Annotated in this window: 18 protein-coding genes; 16 read left to right on the top strand and 2 right to left on the bottom strand. The window is 71.4% G+C overall.

Features of this window, described 5'->3' with window-relative positions; genetic code table 11:
• Nucleotides 1-99: 99 nt before the first annotated feature.
• Nucleotides 100-864, bottom strand: coding sequence for a DUF2470 domain-containing protein (locus J8403_RS09085; RefSeq protein WP_211122724.1), 765 nt, complete (start codon nt 862-864; stop codon nt 100-102).
• A gap of 193 nt (nt 865-1,057) precedes the next feature.
• Here J8403_RS09085 and rpsD point away from each other — a divergent pair, with 193 nt between their 5' ends.
• From rpsD to nusB, 14 genes are all read left to right on the top strand, one after another.
• Nucleotides 1,058-1,669 carry a 30S ribosomal protein S4 gene (gene rpsD / locus J8403_RS09080; protein ID WP_059146792.1) on the top strand — a complete coding sequence of 204 codons (612 nt, stop codon included), beginning with the start codon at nt 1,058-1,060 and terminating at the stop codon, nt 1,667-1,669.
• Between the two features lie 279 nt (nt 1,670-1,948).
• Nucleotides 1,949-2,395 carry a DUF948 domain-containing protein gene (locus tag J8403_RS09075; protein ID WP_059146791.1) on the top strand — a complete coding sequence of 149 codons (447 nt, stop codon included), beginning with the start codon at nt 1,949-1,951 and terminating at the stop codon, nt 2,393-2,395.
• A gap of 8 nt (nt 2,396-2,403) precedes the next feature.
• On the top strand, nt 2,404-2,733 hold the full coding sequence (locus J8403_RS09070; RefSeq protein WP_093466156.1) for a DUF6167 family protein: 330 nt from the start codon (nt 2,404-2,406) through the stop codon (nt 2,731-2,733).
• Nucleotides 2,733-5,402: an alanine--tRNA ligase gene (gene alaS, locus J8403_RS09065; RefSeq protein ID WP_211122723.1), complete on the top strand. Its 2,670-nt coding sequence runs from the start codon at nt 2,733-2,735 to the stop codon at nt 5,400-5,402. The genes J8403_RS09070 and alaS overlap by 1 nt, the downstream gene beginning before the upstream one ends.
• A 5-nt stretch (nt 5,403-5,407) precedes the next feature.
• Nucleotides 5,408-5,872: a Holliday junction resolvase RuvX gene (gene ruvX, locus J8403_RS09060; RefSeq protein WP_211122722.1), complete on the top strand. Its 465-nt coding sequence runs from the start codon at nt 5,408-5,410 to the stop codon at nt 5,870-5,872.
• Nucleotides 5,873-5,963: 91 nt separating this feature from the next.
• Nucleotides 5,964-7,760: an endolytic transglycosylase MltG gene (gene mltG / locus J8403_RS09055; RefSeq protein ID WP_211122721.1), complete on the top strand. Its 1,797-nt coding sequence runs from the start codon at nt 5,964-5,966 to the stop codon at nt 7,758-7,760.
• A 6-nt stretch (nt 7,761-7,766) separates the two neighbouring features.
• The gene (locus J8403_RS09050) at nt 7,767-8,594 is read left to right on the top strand and encodes a shikimate dehydrogenase (RefSeq protein ID WP_211122720.1); all 828 of its coding nucleotides are present in this window, start codon (nt 7,767-7,769) and stop codon (nt 8,592-8,594) included.
• Between the two features lie 204 nt (nt 8,595-8,798).
• On the top strand, nt 8,799-9,983 hold the full coding sequence (aroC, locus tag J8403_RS09045) for a chorismate synthase (RefSeq protein WP_211122719.1): 1,185 nt from the start codon (nt 8,799-8,801) through the stop codon (nt 9,981-9,983).
• A gap of 134 nt (nt 9,984-10,117) precedes the next feature.
• Complete coding sequence (locus J8403_RS09040) at nt 10,118-10,600, top strand: shikimate kinase (RefSeq protein WP_093470630.1); 483 nt, start codon at nt 10,118-10,120, stop codon at nt 10,598-10,600.
• On the top strand, nt 10,597-11,700 hold the full coding sequence (gene aroB / locus J8403_RS09035; RefSeq protein WP_211122718.1) for a 3-dehydroquinate synthase: 1,104 nt from the start codon (nt 10,597-10,599) through the stop codon (nt 11,698-11,700). Before J8403_RS09040 ends, aroB begins: the two co-directional genes overlap by 4 nt.
• A gap of 290 nt (nt 11,701-11,990) precedes the next feature.
• Complete coding sequence (locus tag J8403_RS09030; protein ID WP_211122717.1) at nt 11,991-12,893, top strand: Pro-rich N-terminal domain-containing protein; 903 nt, start codon at nt 11,991-11,993, stop codon at nt 12,891-12,893.
• Nucleotides 12,894-12,957: 64 nt separating this feature from the next.
• A complete protein-coding gene (locus J8403_RS09025) occupies nt 12,958-14,082 on the top strand; it encodes an aminopeptidase P family protein (protein ID WP_211122716.1) in 1,125 nt (374 codons plus the stop codon).
• Between the two features lie 63 nt (nt 14,083-14,145).
• Nucleotides 14,146-14,712: an elongation factor P gene (gene efp / locus J8403_RS09020; RefSeq protein ID WP_059146782.1), complete on the top strand. Its 567-nt coding sequence runs from the start codon at nt 14,146-14,148 to the stop codon at nt 14,710-14,712.
• Between the two features lie 2 nt (nt 14,713-14,714).
• Nucleotides 14,715-15,167 carry a transcription antitermination factor NusB gene (nusB, locus tag J8403_RS09015; RefSeq protein ID WP_161559374.1) on the top strand — a complete coding sequence of 151 codons (453 nt, stop codon included), beginning with the start codon at nt 14,715-14,717 and terminating at the stop codon, nt 15,165-15,167.
• Between the two features lie 170 nt (nt 15,168-15,337).
• Here nusB and bldD read toward each other — a convergent pair whose 3' ends face one another.
• On the bottom strand, nt 15,338-15,838 hold the full coding sequence (gene bldD, locus J8403_RS09010) for a transcriptional regulator BldD (protein WP_014056259.1): 501 nt from the start codon (nt 15,836-15,838) through the stop codon (nt 15,338-15,340).
• A 222-nt stretch (nt 15,839-16,060) separates the two neighbouring features.
• On the opposite strand from bldD, the gene pyrR reads away from it, so the two are divergent.
• Nucleotides 16,061-16,642, top strand: a complete 582-nt coding sequence (gene pyrR / locus J8403_RS09005) for a bifunctional pyr operon transcriptional regulator/uracil phosphoribosyltransferase PyrR (protein ID WP_198271584.1) — start codon at nt 16,061-16,063, stop codon at nt 16,640-16,642.
• A 137-nt stretch (nt 16,643-16,779) separates the two neighbouring features.
• Nucleotides 16,780-17,760 (top strand): aspartate carbamoyltransferase catalytic subunit, encoded by a 981-nt coding sequence (locus J8403_RS09000; RefSeq protein WP_211122715.1) that lies wholly within the window; start codon nt 16,780-16,782, stop codon nt 17,758-17,760.
• Nucleotide 17,761 lies beyond the last annotated feature (1 nt).

The raw sequence follows: 17,761 nt of genomic DNA, 5'->3' as shown, positions 1-17,761 counted from the left end.
CCCGGCCCGCGGCCTTGTCGTAACGGTCCGGCCCCCGGCCTCGTCGTAACGGTCCGGCCCGCGGCCGCCGCACCCGCGCCGATCACCCCACGCGCGGGCTCAGCTCGTCGCCGCGTCGAACAGGGCGTGCATCGCGTACCGCAGCTCGGTCACGTTCCGCACCGGCTCGGGGAAGTCGAAGCGCGCGTCGAACGGCCGGTCCGCCTCGTCCGTGAAGCGCACCCGCAGGCCGAAGCGGTCCAGCGCCACCGGGGTGGCCGCGCCCCGGGTGCAGACCACGTCGGAGCGGTCGCCGAGCAGGGCGCACAGCCCGCGCACCTGCTCGCTGTGGGCGGCGTGCAGATGCTGGAGCAGATCGGCCTCGTGCCGTACGAGCGGATCGGGGTCGGCGGTCGTGAAGTCGTCCGGTTCGACGCCGTCCGCGCCCCACAGGTCGTCCACGCACGCCTCGCCGACCTCCAGCCGCAGCAGCGTCCAGGCGGCTCTCCCGGCGGGCCCCACGCCGGCGGCCGGTCCACCGGACCGCCGGGGCCGCGGCTCCTGGTCGAGGCCGAGCAGTTCGCCCACCGGATGCCGCTCGGCCAGCAGCGTCGCCGCGGCGCGTGTGCGCTCGCCGCAGGGGACGAGGGTGAGCCAGCCGGCCACCCAGCCGCGGCCGCGGATCCGCTGGGGCATCGCGACGGGAGCGACGTCGGTGATCTCCATCACGCAGGTCAGCTCGTCGTCCTGGGCGTGTGCGGCGGCCCGGGCGGCGGGGGAGCCGCTGGGGACCAGCAGCAGCACATCTCCGTCCGGGGCGACCGTCCGGGCGGCCGGACAGTCGGCCCCCAGGTCGTCCAGGGCCTCGATTCCGGGAATCGTCAACGAAGCCGTAGCCTTGGATTCAACGAGAGTACGTACGCGCTCTGCCGGCGACGGCCGCAGGGCGTCTTCCTTGGGACGCGGCTGACCCTCCTCGGGGCTCTGACCAGTGCTGGGCAGGGGGATCCCAGGTCGAAACATGCGTTCTCCTCGGCTAAGGTAAGGCTCACCTAACTTACATGGAGGTTCGTTCCCCGTGAACCAGTCGCGTCCCAAGGTCAAGAAGTCGCGGGCGCTGGGCATCGCTCTGACCCCGAAGGCCGTCAAGTACTTCGAGGCCCGCCCGTACCCGCCGGGCGAGCACGGCCGTGGCCGCAAGCAGACCAGTGACTACAAGGTCCGGCTGCTGGAGAAGCAGCGCCTGCGCGCCCAGTACGACATCAGCGAGCGCCAGATGGCGCGTGCCTACGACCGCGCCCGGAAGGCCGGCGGCAAGACGGGCGAGGCTCTGGTCATCGAGCTCGAGCGCCGTCTGGACGCGCTCGTGCTGCGGTCGGGCATCGCCCGCACCATCTACCAGGCCCGCCAGATGGTCACCCACGGCCACATCGAGGTCAACGGCCGCAAGGTCGACAAGCCGTCCTTCCGGGTCCGCCCGGACGACGTGGTGATGGTCCGCGAGCGCAGCCGCGACAAGCACCCCTTCCAGGTGGCGCGCGAGGGTGGTTACGCCCCCGACGGCGAGACCCCGCGCTACCTCCAGGTCAACCTGATGGCGCTCGCCTTCCGCCTCGACCGGGACCCCAACCGCAAGGAGATTCCGGTCATCTGCGACGAGCAGCTCGTCGTCGAGTACTACGCCCGCTGATCCAGCGGAGCGGACCGTACCCAGCCAAGCCCGCGGGTTCCCCCTCGACACGGTCGACGGGGAACCCGCGGGCTTGTCCGATGGCGGATCCGGAAGCGCGCCCGGCGGCCGTTATCCGTTTCGGGTGCGCGTCCGTGGCGCGATAAGGTCGATACCTGCCGCCCGCGCCCGGATACCGCCCGAGAGCGGCGGGCGACGAACGACCCGAACGACGGGCGATCACGACGAGCACGACCAACACGAACAACGACGACGAGCGGCGACAGGGAGCGGTGCGACGTGTCCGGTGGAGAGGTGGCCGGGATCCTCGTGGCCGTCTTCTGGGCGATCCTGGTGTCCTTCCTCGCGCTGGCGCTGGTGAGGCTGGCCCAGACGCTCAAGGCGGCCACCAGGCTGCTGGCGGAGGTCACCGACCAGGCGGTTCCGCTGCTCAGCGAGGCGTCCGCGACCGTGCGCGAGGCGAACACCCAGCTCGCCCGGGTGGATTCGATCGCCTCCGACGTCCAGGAGGTCACCTCCAACGCCTCCGCGCTCTCCTCGACCGTCTCCACCGCCTTCGGCGGTCCGCTGGTCAAGGTGGCCGCGTTCGGCTACGGCGTCCGGCGGGCGATCGGCCGCAAGGGGCGGGCGCAGGACGAGCCCGCGCCCGCGCGCACCGTCGTCATCGGCAAGACCCTGCCGTCCGCCCGCTGGGGCGGCCGTCGCAACCGTGGATCGAAGGGCTGACAGACCGGATGTTCCGCCGCACATTCTGGTTCACCACCGGCGTCGCCGCCGGAGTGTGGGCCACCACCAAGGTCAACCGCAAGCTCAACCAGCTCACCCCGGAGAGTCTGGCGGCGCAGGCCGCCGACCGCGCGGTGCTGGCGGGCCGGCGGATCAAGGTCTTCGCCCTCGACGTACGGGACGGCATGGCCGACCGCGAGGCCGCGCTCAAGGACGCGCTCGGGCTCTCGGCGCCACCGCCGGACGACCGCAAGCAGCTCCCGGCCCAGCGGGGCCGGGCCCAGCTCACCCACACCACTCCCCACAAGCTCCACAAAGCCGGAAATGAGGACCACTGATGGAGTCGGCTGAAATCCGCCGCCGCTGGCTGCGCTTCTTCGAGGAGCGCGGGCACACCGTCGTGCCGTCGGCGTCGCTCATCGCGGACGACCCGACGCTGCTGCTGGTCCCCGCGGGCATGGTCCCCTTCAAGCCGTACTTCCTCGGCGAGGTCAAGCCGCCCTTCGACCGCGCCGTCAGCGTGCAGAAGTGCGTGCGCACCCCGGACATCGAAGAGGTCGGCAAGACCACCCGCCACGGCACCTTCTTCCAGATGTGCGGGAACTTCTCGTTCGGCGACTACTTCAAGGAAGGCGCCATCAAGTACGCCTGGGAGCTGCTGACCAGCTCCCAGGAGGAGGGCGGCTACGGCCTCGACCCCGAGCGGCTGTGGATCACCGTCTACGAGCAGGACGACGAGGCCGAGCGCATCTGGCGCGAGGTGATCGGCGTCCCCGCCGAGCGCATCCAGCGCCTGGGCATGGGCCCCAACTACTGGTCCATGGGCGTCCCCGGCCCCTGCGGCCCCTGCTCCGAGATCAACTACGACCGTGGTCCGGAGTTCGGCGAGGAGGGCGGCCCGGCCGTCAACGACGAGCGCTACGTGGAGATCTGGAACCTGGTCTTCATGCAGTACGAGCGCGGTCCGGGCGAGGGCAAGGAGAACTTCCCGATCCTCGGCGAGCTGCCCAGCAAGAACATCGACACCGGCCTCGGCCTCGAGCGCCTCGCGATGATCCTGCAGGGCGTGCAGAACATGTACGAGACCGACACCCTGCGCGTCGTCATGGACAAGGCCACCGAGCTGACCGGGGTCGCCTACGGCGCCGCCCATGACACCGACGTCGCGCTGCGCGTGGTCGCCGACCACATGCGCACCTCCGTCATGCTCATCGGTGACGGCGTCACCCCCGGCAACGAGGGCCGCGGCTATGTGCTGCGCCGCATCATGCGCCGCGCCATCCGCAACATGCGCCTCCTCGGCGCCACCGAGCCGGTCGTCGGCGAGCTGGTCGACGTCGTCCTCAAGACGATGGGCCAGCAGTACCCGGAGCTGCTGACCGACCGCAAGCGCATCGAGACCGTCGCCCTCGCCGAGGAGTCGGCCTTCCTCAAGACGCTCAAGGCCGGCACCAACATCCTCGACACCGCCGTCACCGACACCAAGGCCGCCGGTGGCAGCGTGCTCGCCGGCGACAAGGCGTTCCTGCTCCACGACACCTGGGGCTTCCCGATCGACCTCACCCTCGAGATGGCCGCCGAACAGGGCCTCTCGGTGGACGAGGCGGGCTTCCGCCGGCTGATGAAGGAGCAGCGGGAGCGCGCCAAGGCCGACGCCAAGGCCAAGAAGACCGGCCACGCCGACCTGTCCGCCTACCGCGAGGTGGCCGACAGTTCCGGCCTGACCGAGTTCACCGGCTACAGCCACACCGAGGGCGAGTCCACCATCGTCGGCCTGCTGGTCGACGGGGTGTCCTCGCCCGCCGCCACCGAGGGCGACGAGGTCGAGGTCGTCCTGGACCGCACCCCGTTCTACGCCGAGGGCGGCGGCCAGCTCGCCGACACCGGCCGGATCAAGCTGGACACCGGCGCCGTGGTGGAGGTCCGGGACGTCCAGCAGCCGGTGCCCGGCGTCAGCGTGCACAAGGGCGTCGTCCAGGTCGGCGAGGTGACGGTCGGCGCCGGTGTCCACGCCCGGATCGACGTCACGCGCCGCCGGGCCATCGCCCGCGCCCACAGCGCCACCCACCTCACCCACCAGGCGCTGCGCGACGCCCTGGGCCCGACCGCCGCCCAGGCCGGTTCGGAGAACTCGCCCGGCCGCTTCCGCTTCGACTTCGGCTCGCCGGCCGCCGTGCCCGGCGGGGTCCTCATGGACGTCGAGCAGAAGATCAACGAAGTGCTCTCGCGGGAACTCGACGTCTCCGCCGAGGTGATGAGCATGGACGAGGCCAAGAAGCAGGGCGCCATCGCCGAGTTCGGCGAGAAGTACGGCGACCGGGTGCGCGTGGTGACCATCGGCGACTTCTCCAAGGAGCTGTGCGGTGGCACGCATGTGCACAACACCGCCCAGCTGGGTCTGGTGAAGCTGCTCGGCGAATCCTCCATCGGCTCCGGTGTGCGCCGGGTCGAGGCCCTGGTGGGCGTGGATGCCTACAACTTCCTGGCCCGTGAGCACACGGTCGTCTCCCAGCTCACCGACCTGGTCAAGGGCCGCCCCGAGGAGCTCCCGGAGAAGATCTCCGGCATGCTGAGCAAGCTCAAGGATGCCGAGAAGGAGATCGAGCGGTTCCGCGCCGAGAAGGTGCTGCAGGCCGCCGCCGGTCTCGCCCAGGGCGCCAAGGACGTCCGGGGCACGGCCCTGGTCGCCGCCAAGGTGCCGGACGGCACCTCCGCCGACGATCTGCGCAAGCTGGTCCTGGACGTGCGCGGGCGCATCCCTGGTGACCGTCCCGCCGTCGTCGCCCTCTTCACCGTGGCGGGCGGCCGTCCGCTGACCGTGATCGCCACCAATGAGGCCGCCCGTGAGCGCGGTCTGAAGGCCGGTGACCTGGTCCGCACCGCCGCCAAGACGCTCGGCGGCGGAGGCGGCGGCAAGCCGGACGTGGCCCAGGGCGGCGGCCAGAACCCGGACGCCGTCGGCGAGGCCATCGAGGCCGTCGAGCGGCTCGTCGCGGAATCGGCCTGATCACCGTGCGACGCGGCAGGCGGATCGCCATCGACGTCGGGGACGCCCGGATCGGGGTCGCCTCGTGCGACCCCGACGGGATCCTCGCCACCCCCGTGGAGACCGTGCCGGGACGCGACGTCCCGGCCGCCCACAAGCGGCTCGCGGCGCTCGTCGAGGAGTACGAACCACTCGAGGTGGTGGTCGGCCTGCCGCGCTCGCTCAGCGGGCGCGAGGGGCCGGCCGCGGCCAAAGTGCGCACCTTCGCGCGCGAGTTGGCGCGCCGGGTCGCCCCGGTGCCGGTACGGCTCGTCGACGAGCGTATGACCACTGTCACAGCGTCCCAGGGGCTGCGCGCCTCCGGGGTGACGTCGAAGAAGGGCCGCTCGGTCGTTGACCAGGCGGCCGCCGTGGTGATCCTGCAGAGTGCGCTGGAGACCGAGCGGGTCTCGGGCAGGGCCCCCGGAGAAGCCGTCGAAGTGGTCATCTGATCGCGGTACGGTAACGTTCCGCGCGACATGGCCGCCGCCACCCGTGCCACGAACACGCCGAGCGGTGACCACCTCCGTCGCTAGGGGATCGATGACTGAGTACGGCCGGGGACCCGGCTCCCAACCGTGGCATCCCGAGGATCCGCTGTACGGGGACCGGGAGTGGAGCGGCCGGCCCACGGTGGCCGGTCAGGATCCCTATGCGCAGGCCCCCTACGCTCAGGAGCCGTACGCGCAGGACCCCTATGCGCAGGAGGCCTACGGACAGGATCCGTACGCTCAGGGCTCCTACGCCCAGGACGCGTACGCCCAGGATCCCTACGGGCACCAGCAGTATCCGCATGGATACCAGCAGGATCCCCAGCAGCATCAGCAGCCCCAGTGGGACGGGCAGGACGCCGGCTACCCGCATCAGCGGCACCCGCAGGAGTACCCCGGCCAGGGTGTGCCCTACCCGCCCCAGGACGGCTCGTACGGGGGCATGGACCCGCAGGATCCCTACGGGGGTCAGGGCGCGTCTTACCCGGCCCAGGACGTCTACCAGGGACAACAGCAGTCACCGCAGGCCCCCTCGGGGCCCCAGGGCGCCCATGTGCCCGCGCAGACACAGCAGATGCCCACGGTGCCCGCGGAGCACCAGGTGCCGCGCCAGCGTGAGTCCCCCGAGGAGCCGTCCGCCCGGGCGGACGCCGAGGACGACCATCCATTCTTCACGGACGGCGGCGGCCGGGGCCTGGACGACGCGGCGGACGACGACGATGACGACGACGAGCCCGGCGCGCGCGGCGGCAAGAAGGGCAAGGGCAAGAAGCCCAAGAAGCGACGCAGCGGCGTGGCGTGCCTCTTCGTCACCGTCGTCCTGGTGGGTGCCGTCGGCGGAGGCGGCTACTACGCCTACGACTTCTGGCAGACCCGCTTCGGCCCCGCACCCGACTACTCCGGCGACGGCACCGGGCGGATCGAGGTGGAGGTTCCCTCCGGCTCCGGCAATGCCGAGATCGGCTCGATCCTCGCCGACAAGGGCGTGGTCAAGAGCAGCGGCGCCTTCGTCGAGGCCGTGGAGGACAGCGGCAAGTTCGTCCAGCCGGGCACCTACAGCCTGCGCAAGGAGATGTCCGGCGCGGCGGCGGTCAAGCTGATGCTCGACCCCACCAGCAGCAACGCCCTGATCGTCACCGAGGGCATGCGCGACGCCGCGATCTACGCGGCGATCGACAAGAAGGTCGGCGTCAAGGCGGGAACCACCGCGGGCATCGCCAAGAAGGAGGCGAAGAGCCTCGGGCTGCCCTCCTGGGCCAACGACAACAGCAAGATCAAGGATCCGCTGGAAGGCTTCCTCTACCCGTCCCGCTACAGCGTGGGCAAGGGCGCCAAACCCGCGGACGTGCTGCGGAAGATGGTCGCCGAGGCCAACCGGAACTACGGCAGCCAGGATCTGGAGGGCAAGGCGAAGGAGCTGGGCCTCAAGTCCCCGCTCCAGCTGATCACCGTGGCCAGCCTGGTCCAGGCGGAGGGCGTCACCCACGACGACTTCCGGAAGATGGCCGAGGTCGTCTACAACCGGCTCAAGCCCGCGAATCCCGAGACGTACGGCAAGCTGGAATTCGACTCCACGTACAACTACATCAAGAACCAGAGCAAGCTGGATATCCCGATCAGTGAGATCAAGGGATACAACAATCCGTACAACACCTACTTCTACAAGGGGCTCCCGCCGGGCCCGATCGGCAATCCGGGTGCGGACGCGCTGAAGGCGTCGCTGAACCCGACCTCCGACGGGTGGTACTACTTCGTCGCGGTCAGCGGCAAGAGCGAGTTCTCCAAGACCTACGCGGACCATCAGAAGTGGGTCGACAAGTTCAATAAGCAGCGCACGAACAACGGCTGAGGAAAGATGTCGGAAAACCGCAGGGCAGCGGTGCTCGGTTCGCCGATCGCCCACTCCCTGTCACCGGTGCTGCACCGCGCGGCGTACCGGGAGCTGGGCCTGAGCGGCTGGACGTACGACCGCTTCGAGGTGGACGAGACCGCGTTGCCGGACTTCTTCAAACACCTCGGCGAGGACGGGGGACCGGCCTGGGCCGGGCTGTCCCTGACCATGCCGCTCAAGCGCGCCGTCATCCCGCTGCTGGACGAGATCACCGAGACCGCGGCATCGGTGGAGGCCGTCAACACGGTCGTCTTCACCGACGACGGCCGCGGGCACGGGGACAACACCGATATCCCGGGCATGCTGGCGGCGCTGCGGGAGCGCGGTGTCGGGCGCGTGGCGCGCGCCGCCGTGCTGGGCGCCGGCGCCACGGCCTCCTCGGCGCTGGCCGCGCTCTCCCGGATCTGCGACGGCGAGGTCACCGCGTACGTCCGCAGCGAGGCCCGCGCCGCCGAGATGCGGCAGTGGGGCGAGCGGCTGGGCGTGGCGGTGCGCACGGCGGACTGGGGCGACGCGGCCGAGGCGCTCGGCGCGCCCCTGGTGATCGCCACCACCCCCGCGGGCACCACCGACGCGCTCGCCGCGTCCGTACCGGACCGCCCCGGCGCGCTCTTCGACGTCCTCTACGAGCCCTGGCCGACCCCGCTCGCCGCCGCCTGGGCGGCCCGCGGCGGCTCGGTCGTCGGCGGCCTGGACCTCCTGGTCCACCAGGCGGTGCTCCAGGTCGAGCGGATGACGGGGCGCGCCCCCGCGCCCCTGGCCGCGATGCGCGAGGCGCTGGCGGCCCGCTGACCCGCCTCATGGGCCGCTCGTCGGCCCCCGCCCGGCCCGCGGCGACCGTTCCCGCGGGGCGCCCCCGGCCCGCCGCGACCGTCCACCCCATGGACCACGCACCGATGAGACTCCCGGGTCGTGGGAGGATCGGAGGTGCGGGCCGGAGTCGCGCGGACCGGGTCGCGCCGCAAGACGTCGAGGCACGCGCATGAGGGAGCACCGTTGAGCAGGTTGCGCTGGCTGACCGCGGGGGAGTCGCACGGCCCCGCACTCGTGGCGACGCTGGAGGGGCTGCCCGCCGGGGTGCCGATCACCACCGACATGGTGGCGGACGCCCTGGCCCGACGGCGGCTCGGCTATGGCCGCGGTGCCCGGATGAAGTTCGAGCGCGACGAGGTCACCTTCATCGGCGGCGTACGGCACGGACTGACCCTCGGCTCCCCGGTCGCCATCATGGTCGGCAACACGGAGTGGCCGAAGTGGGAGCAGGTCATGGCCGCCGACCCGGTGGACCCCGAGATCCTCGAGGGACTCGCCCGTAACGCCCCGCTGACCCGCCCCCGCCCCGGCCACGCGGACCTGGCCGGGATGCAGAAGTACGGGTTCGACGAGGCCCGGCCGATCCTGGAGCGCGCCAGCGCCCGCGAGACCGCCGCCCGGGTGGCCCTGGGCACCGTCGCCCGCTCCTACCTCAAGGAGACGGCCGGGATCGAGATCGTCTCGCACGTGGTGGAGCTGGCCGCCGCGCGGGCGCCGTACGGCGTCTACCCCAAGCCCTCCGACGTCGAGAAGCTGGACGCCGACCCGGTGCGCTGCCTGGACGCCGACGCGAGCAAGGCGATGGTGGCCGAGATCGACCAGGCCCACAAGGACGGCGACACCCTCGGCGGTGTCGTCGAGGTGCTCGCGTACGGCGTGCCGGTGGGCCTCGGCTCCCATGTGCACTGGGACCGCCGGCTCGACGCACGGCTGGCCGGTGCGCTGATGGGCATCCAGGCCATCAAGGGTGTCGAGGTCGGCGACGGCTTCGACCTCGCCCGGGTGCCCGGCTCCAAGGCCCATGACGAGATCGTCTCCACGGACGAGGGCATCCGGCGCTCCTCGGGCCGCTCGGGCGGCACCGAGGGCGGGCTGACCACCGGCGAGCCGCTGCGCGTGCGGGCCGCGATGAAGCCGATCGCGACCGTGCCGAAGGCGCTGGCCACCATCGATGTGACCACCGGCGAGCCGACCAAGGCCCACCACCAGCGCTCCGACGTCTGCGCCGTCCCGGCGGCCGGGATCGTCGCCGAGGCGATGGTCGCGCTGGTCCTGGCGGACGCGGTCGCCGAGAAGTTCGGCGGCGACTCGGTCGCCGAGACGCGGCGCAATGTGCGGAGCTTCCTCGAGAACCTGGCCATCCGGTGAGCGACGCACGCGAGGCCGCCGGGCGGCAGACGGACGACGACGCGCGCCTTCGCCGAGTGGGCGGAGAAGCGAACGATTCAGCAGGGCTGAGCGGGCAGGTGGGGGAGGGCCCCGTCGTCGTGCTGGTCGGGCCCATGGGCGTCGGGAAGACCACCGTCGGGCAGGTGCTCGCCCAGCGGCTCGGCACCACCTTCCGCGACAGCGACACCGACATCGTCGCCACGGCCGGCAAGGAGATCTCGGAGATCTTCATCGACGAGGGCGAGCCGCACTTCCGTGAGCTGGAGCGGCAGGCCGTACGGACCGCCGTCGCCGAGCACCGGGGCGTGCTCGCGCTGGGCGGCGGCGCCGTCCTCGACGAGGGCACCCGTGAGCTGCTCGTCGGCCTCCCCGTCGTCTTCCTGGAGATGGGCGTCGCCGAGGCCGTCAAGCGCACCGGTCTTGACGCCCCCCGCCCGCTGCTCACGGTCAACCCGCGCCAGCGCTGGCGCGAGCTGATGGAGCAGCGCCGCCCGCTGTACACCGAGGTCGCGCGCGCCGCCGTGTCGACCGAGGACCGCACCCCCGAGGACGTCGCCGAGGCCGTCCTGGACGTACTGGAGCTGAAGAACGCATGACACCCCCTGTGGCCGAGACCCCTACGCGCATCCAGGTCGGAGGCACCGCGGGCACCGCGCCGTACGAGGTGCTGATCGGCCGGCAGCTCCTCGGTGAGCTCCCCGGGCTGATCGGCGCCGGGGCCAAGCGCGTCGCCGTCCTGCACCCCGAGGCGCTGGCCGAGACGGGTGAGGCCATCCGCCAGGACCTCGCCGAGCAGGGGTACGACGCCGTCGCGATCCAGCTGCCCAACGGCGAGGAGGCCAAGACCGCCGAGGTCGCCGCGTACTGCTGGAAGGCGCTCGGGCAGACCGGCTTCACCCGCAGCGATGTGATCGTCGGCGTGGGCGGCGGCGCGACCACCGACGTCGCGGGATTCGTCGCCGCGTCCTGGCTGCGCGGTGTGCGCTGGATCGCCGTCCCCACGACCGTGCTCGGCATGGTGGACGCCGCCGTCGGCGGCAAGACCGGGATCAACACCGCCGAGGGCAAGAACCTCGTCGGCGCCTTCCACCCCCCGGCCGGGGTGCTGTGCGATCTGGCCGCGCTGGACTCGCTGCCGGTCAACGACTACATCAGCGGGCTCGCCGAGATCATCAAGGCGGGCTTCATCGCCGACCCGGAGATCCTGGAGCTGATCGAGCGGGACCCGGCCGCCGCCCGCACCCCCGCCGGCCCGCACACCGCCGAGCTGATCGAGCGCTCCATCCGGGTCAAGGCCGAGGTCGTCTCCAGCGACCTCAAGGAGTCCGGACTGCGGGAGATCCTCAACTACGGGCATACGCTCGCCCACGCCATCGAGAAGAACGAGCGCTACAACTGGCGCCATGGCGCGGCCGTTTCCGTGGGCATGGTCTTCGCCGCCGAGCTGGGGCGGCTGGCGGGCCGTCTGGACGACGCCACGGCCGACCGCCACCGCGCCGTCCTGGAGTCCGTGGGACTGCCGCTCACCTATCGCGGCGACCAGTGGCCCAAGCTGCTGGAGACCATGCGGGTCGACAAGAAGTCCCGCGGTGACCTGCTGCGCTTCATCGTCCTGGACGGTCTCGCCAAGCCCACCGTCCTGGAGGGCCCGGACCCGGCGGTGCTCCTCGCGGCGTACGCGGAGGTCTCCCGCTGACCCGGGGCGCATCCGTCGTCCGCTGTAGTCGTCGCGTCACAACTGCGTCATCGCCCTCGAAGCCCGCGGCACCGCCGCGGGCTTTCGAACGGCTCCCCAGCCCCTCGCAGTTGCGGCCCTGGCCGGACGAATTGCCTGGCTGGCAAGGGGTAGCGGGCACACAACGGGTTTGCGGGGCGTTCACACAGCGGCGCTCTGGGCAGGTACCGTTCGGTAGGAGCGGCCTCACCGCCGTATCAACGTGACAGTTGTCGGATGAGAACTGCCTGTACGAGACGGAGTGCCACCGGATGCAGCATGCAGTGGGAGCTCCGCTGCCACCGCCCCACCAGCCGGGGCCGGTGCCCGGTCCGCAGGGTGCGGGCTGGGCCCAGGGCGCGAGTGCGAACCATCACCCGGGACCTCACCCCAATCCCCCCGCCCCGCCCGCGCCTCCGGTGCCCGGGCACCACGCACCGCCCGCGCAGCACCCCGGACCGCCCGCCCAACCTCCGGTATCGCCTCCGCCGGCCCCGCCCGCGCATCCCGGGGCGCCGCTGGAGACGGTGAACACCACCGGCCATATCCAGCTGCCGCCCGGCGGGCCGGTGCCGCTGCCGCACCCCCCGGCCGACCCGTCGCTCGCCGATGTCTCGCAGGCGGCGGTGGCGGTCCTGCTGATCGGACCGGCCGGGGCGGGCAAGACGACGGTCGCGCGCCACTGGGCCGACCGCCGCCGGGTGCCGACCGCGCACATCAGCCTGGACGATGTGCGGGAGTGGGTCCGGTCCGGTTTCGCCAACCCCCAGTCGGGGTGGAACGAGAACTCCGAGGCGCAGTATCGTCTCGCCCGCCGCACCTGCGGCTTCGCCGCCCGTAACTTCCTGGCCAACGGGATCTCCTGCATCCTCGACGACGCCGTCTTCCCGGACCGCCCGGTCGTCGGCCTCGGCGGCTGGAAGCGCCATGTCGGTCCCGGTCTGCTGCCGGTGGTGGTTCTTCCGGGCCTGGAGATCGTCCTGGAGCGGAACGCGGCCCGCACCGGCAACCGCCGCCTCAGCGACGAGGAGGTGGCGCGGATCCACGGCCGGATGGCCGGGTGGTACGGCTCCGGCCTGCCGATCATCGACAACTCCACGTATGACGTGGAGACCACGGCCCGCATGCTCGACGAGGTCGTCACCCGCTCCATCGCGAGCCCACCGAGCTGGTGAGCAAGGACCCCATCCGGACCCGTTCGACCGGCCGTCCTCCCCGAGCGTGCGTACGCTCGGGGACATGTCCGAGGTGTACGCGGCCCGACGTGCCCGTCTGCACGATCAGTGCACCGCGGCCGGGAGCGCGGCGGCGCTGGTGTCCCGGCCCGCCAATGTGCGCTACCTGTGCGGCGCCGTGCCGCCCGGGGCGGTGCTGCTGCTCGGCCCCGTCCAGGATGTGCTGGTGGCCGCGGAGGTCCCGTCCGCCCCGCCGCTCTCCCCACACCTCTCCTCGGGCCCGACGCGTTCGGAGGAGCCGCGGCTGCTCGTCCTGCCCGGCGCGGACGGCGATCCGGCGGTGGCCGCCGCCGATCTGGCCGCGGCGGACGGCGCCGACTCGCTGGCCGTCGAGGAGCACGATCTGACCGTGGCCCGCCATCGGGCGCTCGGCACCGCCGCCCCCCGGGTCCGGCTGGCCGATCTGGACCGCGCCGTCGAGCAGTTGCGGCTCGTCAAGGACGACGAGGAGATCTCCTGTATGCGGATCGCCGGGGAGCTGGCCGACCAGGCGCTCGGCGAGCTGCTGGAGTCGATCCTGGTGGGCCGCACCGAGCGGCATCTGGCGCTGGAGCTGGAGCGCCGGCTGGTGGACCACGGTGCGGACGGCCCGGCCTTCCCCACCGTCGTCGCGGCGGGGCCCAACGCGGGGCGCCCCGGCCATCTGCCCACCGACCGGCGGGTCGAGGAGGGCGACTTCCTCACCATCTGCCTGGGCGCCGACTACCGCGGCTACCGCTGCCAGGTGGGCCGTACCTTCGTCATCGGACCCTCGCCCGCGGACTGGCAGGTCGAGTTGTACGATGCCGTCTTCGCCGCCCAGCGCGCCGGGCGGGAGGCGCTGTTGCCGGGCCGGGCCTACTGCGATGTGGACCGGGTGACCCGCCAGGTGCTGACCGCGGCGGGCTACGGAGACGCCCTCGAACCGTGCACCGGACACGGTGTGGGCCTGGAAATCGACGAGGACCCTCGGCTCACACCGTCCGCCATGGGTAAACTGGACGCTTGTGTGCCGGTCACCGTCGAGCCGGGGGTCCACCTCCCGGGACGGGGCGGTGTCCGGATCGATGACACGCTCGTCGTCCGCCCCGAGGCGGACGGCGGACCCGAGCTACTCACCATCACGACCAAAGAGCTGCTCGCACTCTGAGGAACAGGGCGCGCCGGCGGCTTTCTGGTCTCCGCCAGCTGTAGTCCAGGAGAACCCGCAACCGTGGCATCCACGAACGACCTCAAGAACGGCTTGGTGCTCAAGCTCGAAGGCGGCCAGCTGTGGTCCGTCGTCGAGTTCCAGCACGTCAAGCCCGGCAAGGGCCCCGCCTTCGTGCGCACCAAGCTCAAGAACGTGCTGTCCGGCAAGGTGGTCGACAAGACCTTCAACGCCGGCGTGAAGGTCGAGACGGCCAATGTCGACAAGCGCGGCATGCAGTTCTCGTACAAGGACGGCGAGAGCTTTGTGTTCATGGACATGGACACTTTCGACCAGATCTACATCACCCCCGAGGTCGTGGGCGACAACGCCCGCTATCTGCTGGAGGGCTTCGAGGCCGTCGTGGCGATGTACGAGGGCAACCCGCTGTACGTCGAGCTCCCCGCCGCCGTCGAGCTCGTGATCGAGTACACCGAGCCGGGCGTCCAGGGCGACCGCTCCACCGGTGGCACCAAGCCCGCCAAGCTGGAGACCGGCTACGAGATCGGCGTGCCGCTGTTCATCACCACCGGTGAGAAGATCAAGGTCGACACCCGCTCCGGCGAGTACCTCGGTCGGGTGAACAACTAACCGTGGCTGCCCGCAACAAGGCCCGTAAGCGTGCCTTTCAGATCCTTTTCGAGGCCGATCAGCGCGGCGCCACCGTGCAGATCGTGCTCGCGGACTGGATCCGGCTCGCCCGGACCGACGACCGGCAGCCGCCGGTCAGCGAATACACGATGCAGCTCGTCGAGGGATATGCGCAGCACATCGACCGGATCGACGAGCTGATCGCCACCTATGCGGTCGGCTGGACGCTGGACCGGATGCCGGTCGTCGACCGGAACATCCTGCGGCTGGGCGCGTATGAGCTGGTGTGGGAGGACGAGACCCCGGACGCGGTGGTGATCGACGAGGCGGTGCAGCTCGCCAAGGAGTTCTCCACCGACGACTCCCCGGCCTTTGTCAACGGTCTGCTGGGCCGTATCAAGGAGCTGAAGCCGAGTCTGCGTCGCGATCAGGAGCACCCGGAGCACCGGGCATAGCCGCGACGGGGCCGTCACGCCGGACCACGAGCCGGGCCGCCGGGCCATACGACGGACGCCGCACAGGCGCGTCATACGACAAAGCCGCCGGGGGCGGTGGAGGACCCAGAAGGGCTCCACCGCCCCCGGCGGCACGTTTCTGCTGGTGAAGAGGGAAAAGGGACGGAGACTCAGACGTCCTCGTGCTGGACCGCGCGGCGGGCGTCGGCGCCCAGCACGCCCCAGCTGATCAGCTGTTCGGTCAGCACGGACGGCGACTGGTCGTAGATGACGGCGAGGGTGCGCAGGTCGTCCTGGCGGATCGAGAGCACCTTGCCGTTGTAATCGCCACGCTGGCTCTGGATCGTCGCGGCATACCGCTGCAGCGGGCCTGCCTTCTCGACCGGCACATGGGCCAGTCGCTCAAGGTCCAGTACCAGCTTCGGCGGCGGCTCGGCGGCCCCGGCCGGGCTCGTGCCCGGAAGCAGCTCCTGCACCGGGACGCCGTAGAAGTCGGCCAGCTCGGCGAGACGCTGCACGGTCACGGCGCGGTCGCCGCGCTCGTACGATCCCACCACCACGGCCTTCCAGCGGCCCTGGGACTTCTCCTCGACACCGTGGAGGGAGAGGCCCTGCTGGGTGCGGATGGCGCGGAGCTTGGCCCCGAGCTGTTTGGCGTATTCGCTGGACATAAAGCTCCCCGGACGCTGTATCGACGTGCGGCTGTGCCGCGCGGCTGGTCACTCACTGTGAGGTTACGCAGCGTAATTTCCATTCGTCAAGCCGAACGGAGCGGAGGGGCTCCGGCCAGGGGTGATGACGGGAGCACCCGGGACCCCTGCTAGTGTGAATGGCGCAAATCCGACCGTCCTTTAAGGTCCGTCCCGTGAGGCGGAGAAGGAGGTCCGTTTCGTATGGACGCCCGAACCTCGGACGCCGCGCGACCCGTGCTGGAAGCACCGGATATCGCGCGCGTTCTCACCCGCATCGCCCACGAGATCGTCGAGCGCGCCAAAGGCGCCGATGACGTGGTGCTGCTCGGCATTCCCACCCGTGGTGTCTTTCTCGCCCGGCGGCTGGCCGCCCGGCTCGAAGAGATCACCGGCAAGCCCGGCCGGATCCCGGTCGGCTCGCTCGACATCACGATGTACCGCGACGACCTGAGGCTGCGCCCGGCCCGCGCACTCGCCCGCACCGAGATCCCCGACGACGGCATCGACGGCCGTCTGGTGGTCCTCGTCGACGATGTGCTCTTCTCCGGCCGCACCATCCGCGCCGCGCTCGACGCCCTCGGTGACATCGGGCGGCCGCGCGCGGTCCAGCTCGCGGTCCTCGTCGACCGTGGTCACCGTGAACTGCCGATCCGCGCCGACTATGTCGGTAAGAACCTCCCCACGTCGCTGCGGGAGACGGTCAAGGTCCAGCTCACCGAGGAGGACGGCCGCGACAGCGTGCTCCTCGGGCTGCGCGAGACCACCCCCGCGGACGGGAAGTAGCGCCCTCACCGACGGCGAGTGCCGCCCCGGCGACCCCGGGGGACCCGCCCGACGGACCACCGGTGCCGCCATGACACCGGTCCCCGCGCCTGCCCGCCCGTACGCCCGCACACCTCCTTCACCCACGGAGCAACCGGATGAAGCGCCACCTCATCTCGGCCGCCGACCTCTCGCGCGACGATGCCGTCCTGATCCTCGACACCGCCGAGGAACTGGCCCGGCTCGCCGACCGGCCGATCAAGAAACTGCCGACCCTGCGCGGCCGTACCGTCGTCAACCTCTTCTTCGAGGACTCCACCCGCACCCGCATCTCCTTCGAGGCGGCCGCCAAGCGGCTGTCCGCCGACGTCATCAACTTCTCCGCCAAGGGCTCCTCGGTCTCCAAGGGCGAGTCCCTGAAGGACACCGCGCTCACCCTGGAGGCGATGGGCGCCGACGCCGTGGTGATCCGCCACCACGCCTCCGGCGCCCCGCACCGGCTCGCCACCTCCGGCTGGATCAACGGCGCCGTGGTGAACGCGGGCGACGGCACCCATGAGCACCCCACCCAGGCGCTGCTCGACGCCTTCACCATGCGCCGCCATCTGATCCCGGACGCCTCCGGCGTCGGACAGGACCTGGCCGGGCGCCGGGTCACGATCGTCGGCGACATCCTGCACAGCCGGGTGGCCCGCTCCAACGTCCATCTGCTGGCCACCCTGGGCGCCGAGGTCACCCTGGTCGCCCCGCCGACGCTGGTCCCCTTCGGCGTGGAGAGCTGGCCCTGCGAGGTCGCCTACGACCTGGACGCGGTGGTCGGCAAGACCGACGCCGTGATGATGCTGCGCGTCCAGCGCGAGCGGATGAACGCCGCGTTCTTCCCCACCGAGCGGGAGTACGCCCGCCGCTACGGCCTGGACGGCGACCGCATGGCGCGGATGCCGGAGCACGCCATCGTGATGCACCCCGGCCCCATGAACCGCGGCATGGAGATCACCGCGGAGGTCGCGGACTCCGACCGCTGCACCGCCGTCGAGCAGGTCGCCAACGGCGTCTCGATCCGCATGGCCGTCCTGTATCTGCTGCTCGGCGGGAACGAGTCCGCCGTCGCCGCCGCCCGCACCGAGGAGAGCAAGTGAC

The organism is Streptomyces yatensis, from assembly GCF_018069625.1.
GTDB classification, from domain to species: Bacteria; Actinomycetota; Actinomycetes; order Streptomycetales; family Streptomycetaceae; genus Streptomyces; species Streptomyces yatensis.
Note: the sequence above shows the minus strand (reverse complement) of the source record. Positions and strands in the feature narration are given on the sequence as shown.

Excerpts from the sequence above, each read along its gene's own strand:
- J8403_RS09030 (WP_211122717.1), top strand. The coding sequence starts at position 11,991 with ATGCAGCATGCAGTGGGAGCTCCGCTGCCACCGCCCCACCAGCCGGGG.
- J8403_RS09050 (WP_211122720.1), top strand. The coding sequence starts at position 7,767 with ATGTCGGAAAACCGCAGGGCAGCGGTGCTCGGTTCGCCGATCGCCCAC.
- mltG (WP_211122721.1), top strand. The coding sequence starts at position 5,964 with ATGACTGAGTACGGCCGGGGACCCGGCTCCCAACCGTGGCATCCCGAG.
- aroB (WP_211122718.1), top strand. The coding sequence starts at position 10,597 with ATGACACCCCCTGTGGCCGAGACCCCTACGCGCATCCAGGTCGGAGGC.
- pyrR (WP_198271584.1), top strand. The coding sequence starts at position 16,061 with ATGGACGCCCGAACCTCGGACGCCGCGCGACCCGTGCTGGAAGCACCG.
- J8403_RS09000 (WP_211122715.1), top strand. The coding sequence starts at position 16,780 with ATGAAGCGCCACCTCATCTCGGCCGCCGACCTCTCGCGCGACGATGCC.
- J8403_RS09040 (WP_093470630.1), top strand. The coding sequence starts at position 10,118 with ATGGGCGTCGGGAAGACCACCGTCGGGCAGGTGCTCGCCCAGCGGCTC.
- J8403_RS09025 (WP_211122716.1), top strand. The coding sequence starts at position 12,958 with ATGTCCGAGGTGTACGCGGCCCGACGTGCCCGTCTGCACGATCAGTGC.
- bldD (WP_014056259.1), bottom strand. The coding sequence starts at position 15,838 with ATGTCCAGCGAATACGCCAAACAGCTCGGGGCCAAGCTCCGCGCCATC.
- alaS (WP_211122723.1), top strand. The coding sequence starts at position 2,733 with ATGGAGTCGGCTGAAATCCGCCGCCGCTGGCTGCGCTTCTTCGAGGAG.
- J8403_RS09070 (WP_093466156.1), top strand. The coding sequence starts at position 2,404 with ATGTTCCGCCGCACATTCTGGTTCACCACCGGCGTCGCCGCCGGAGTG.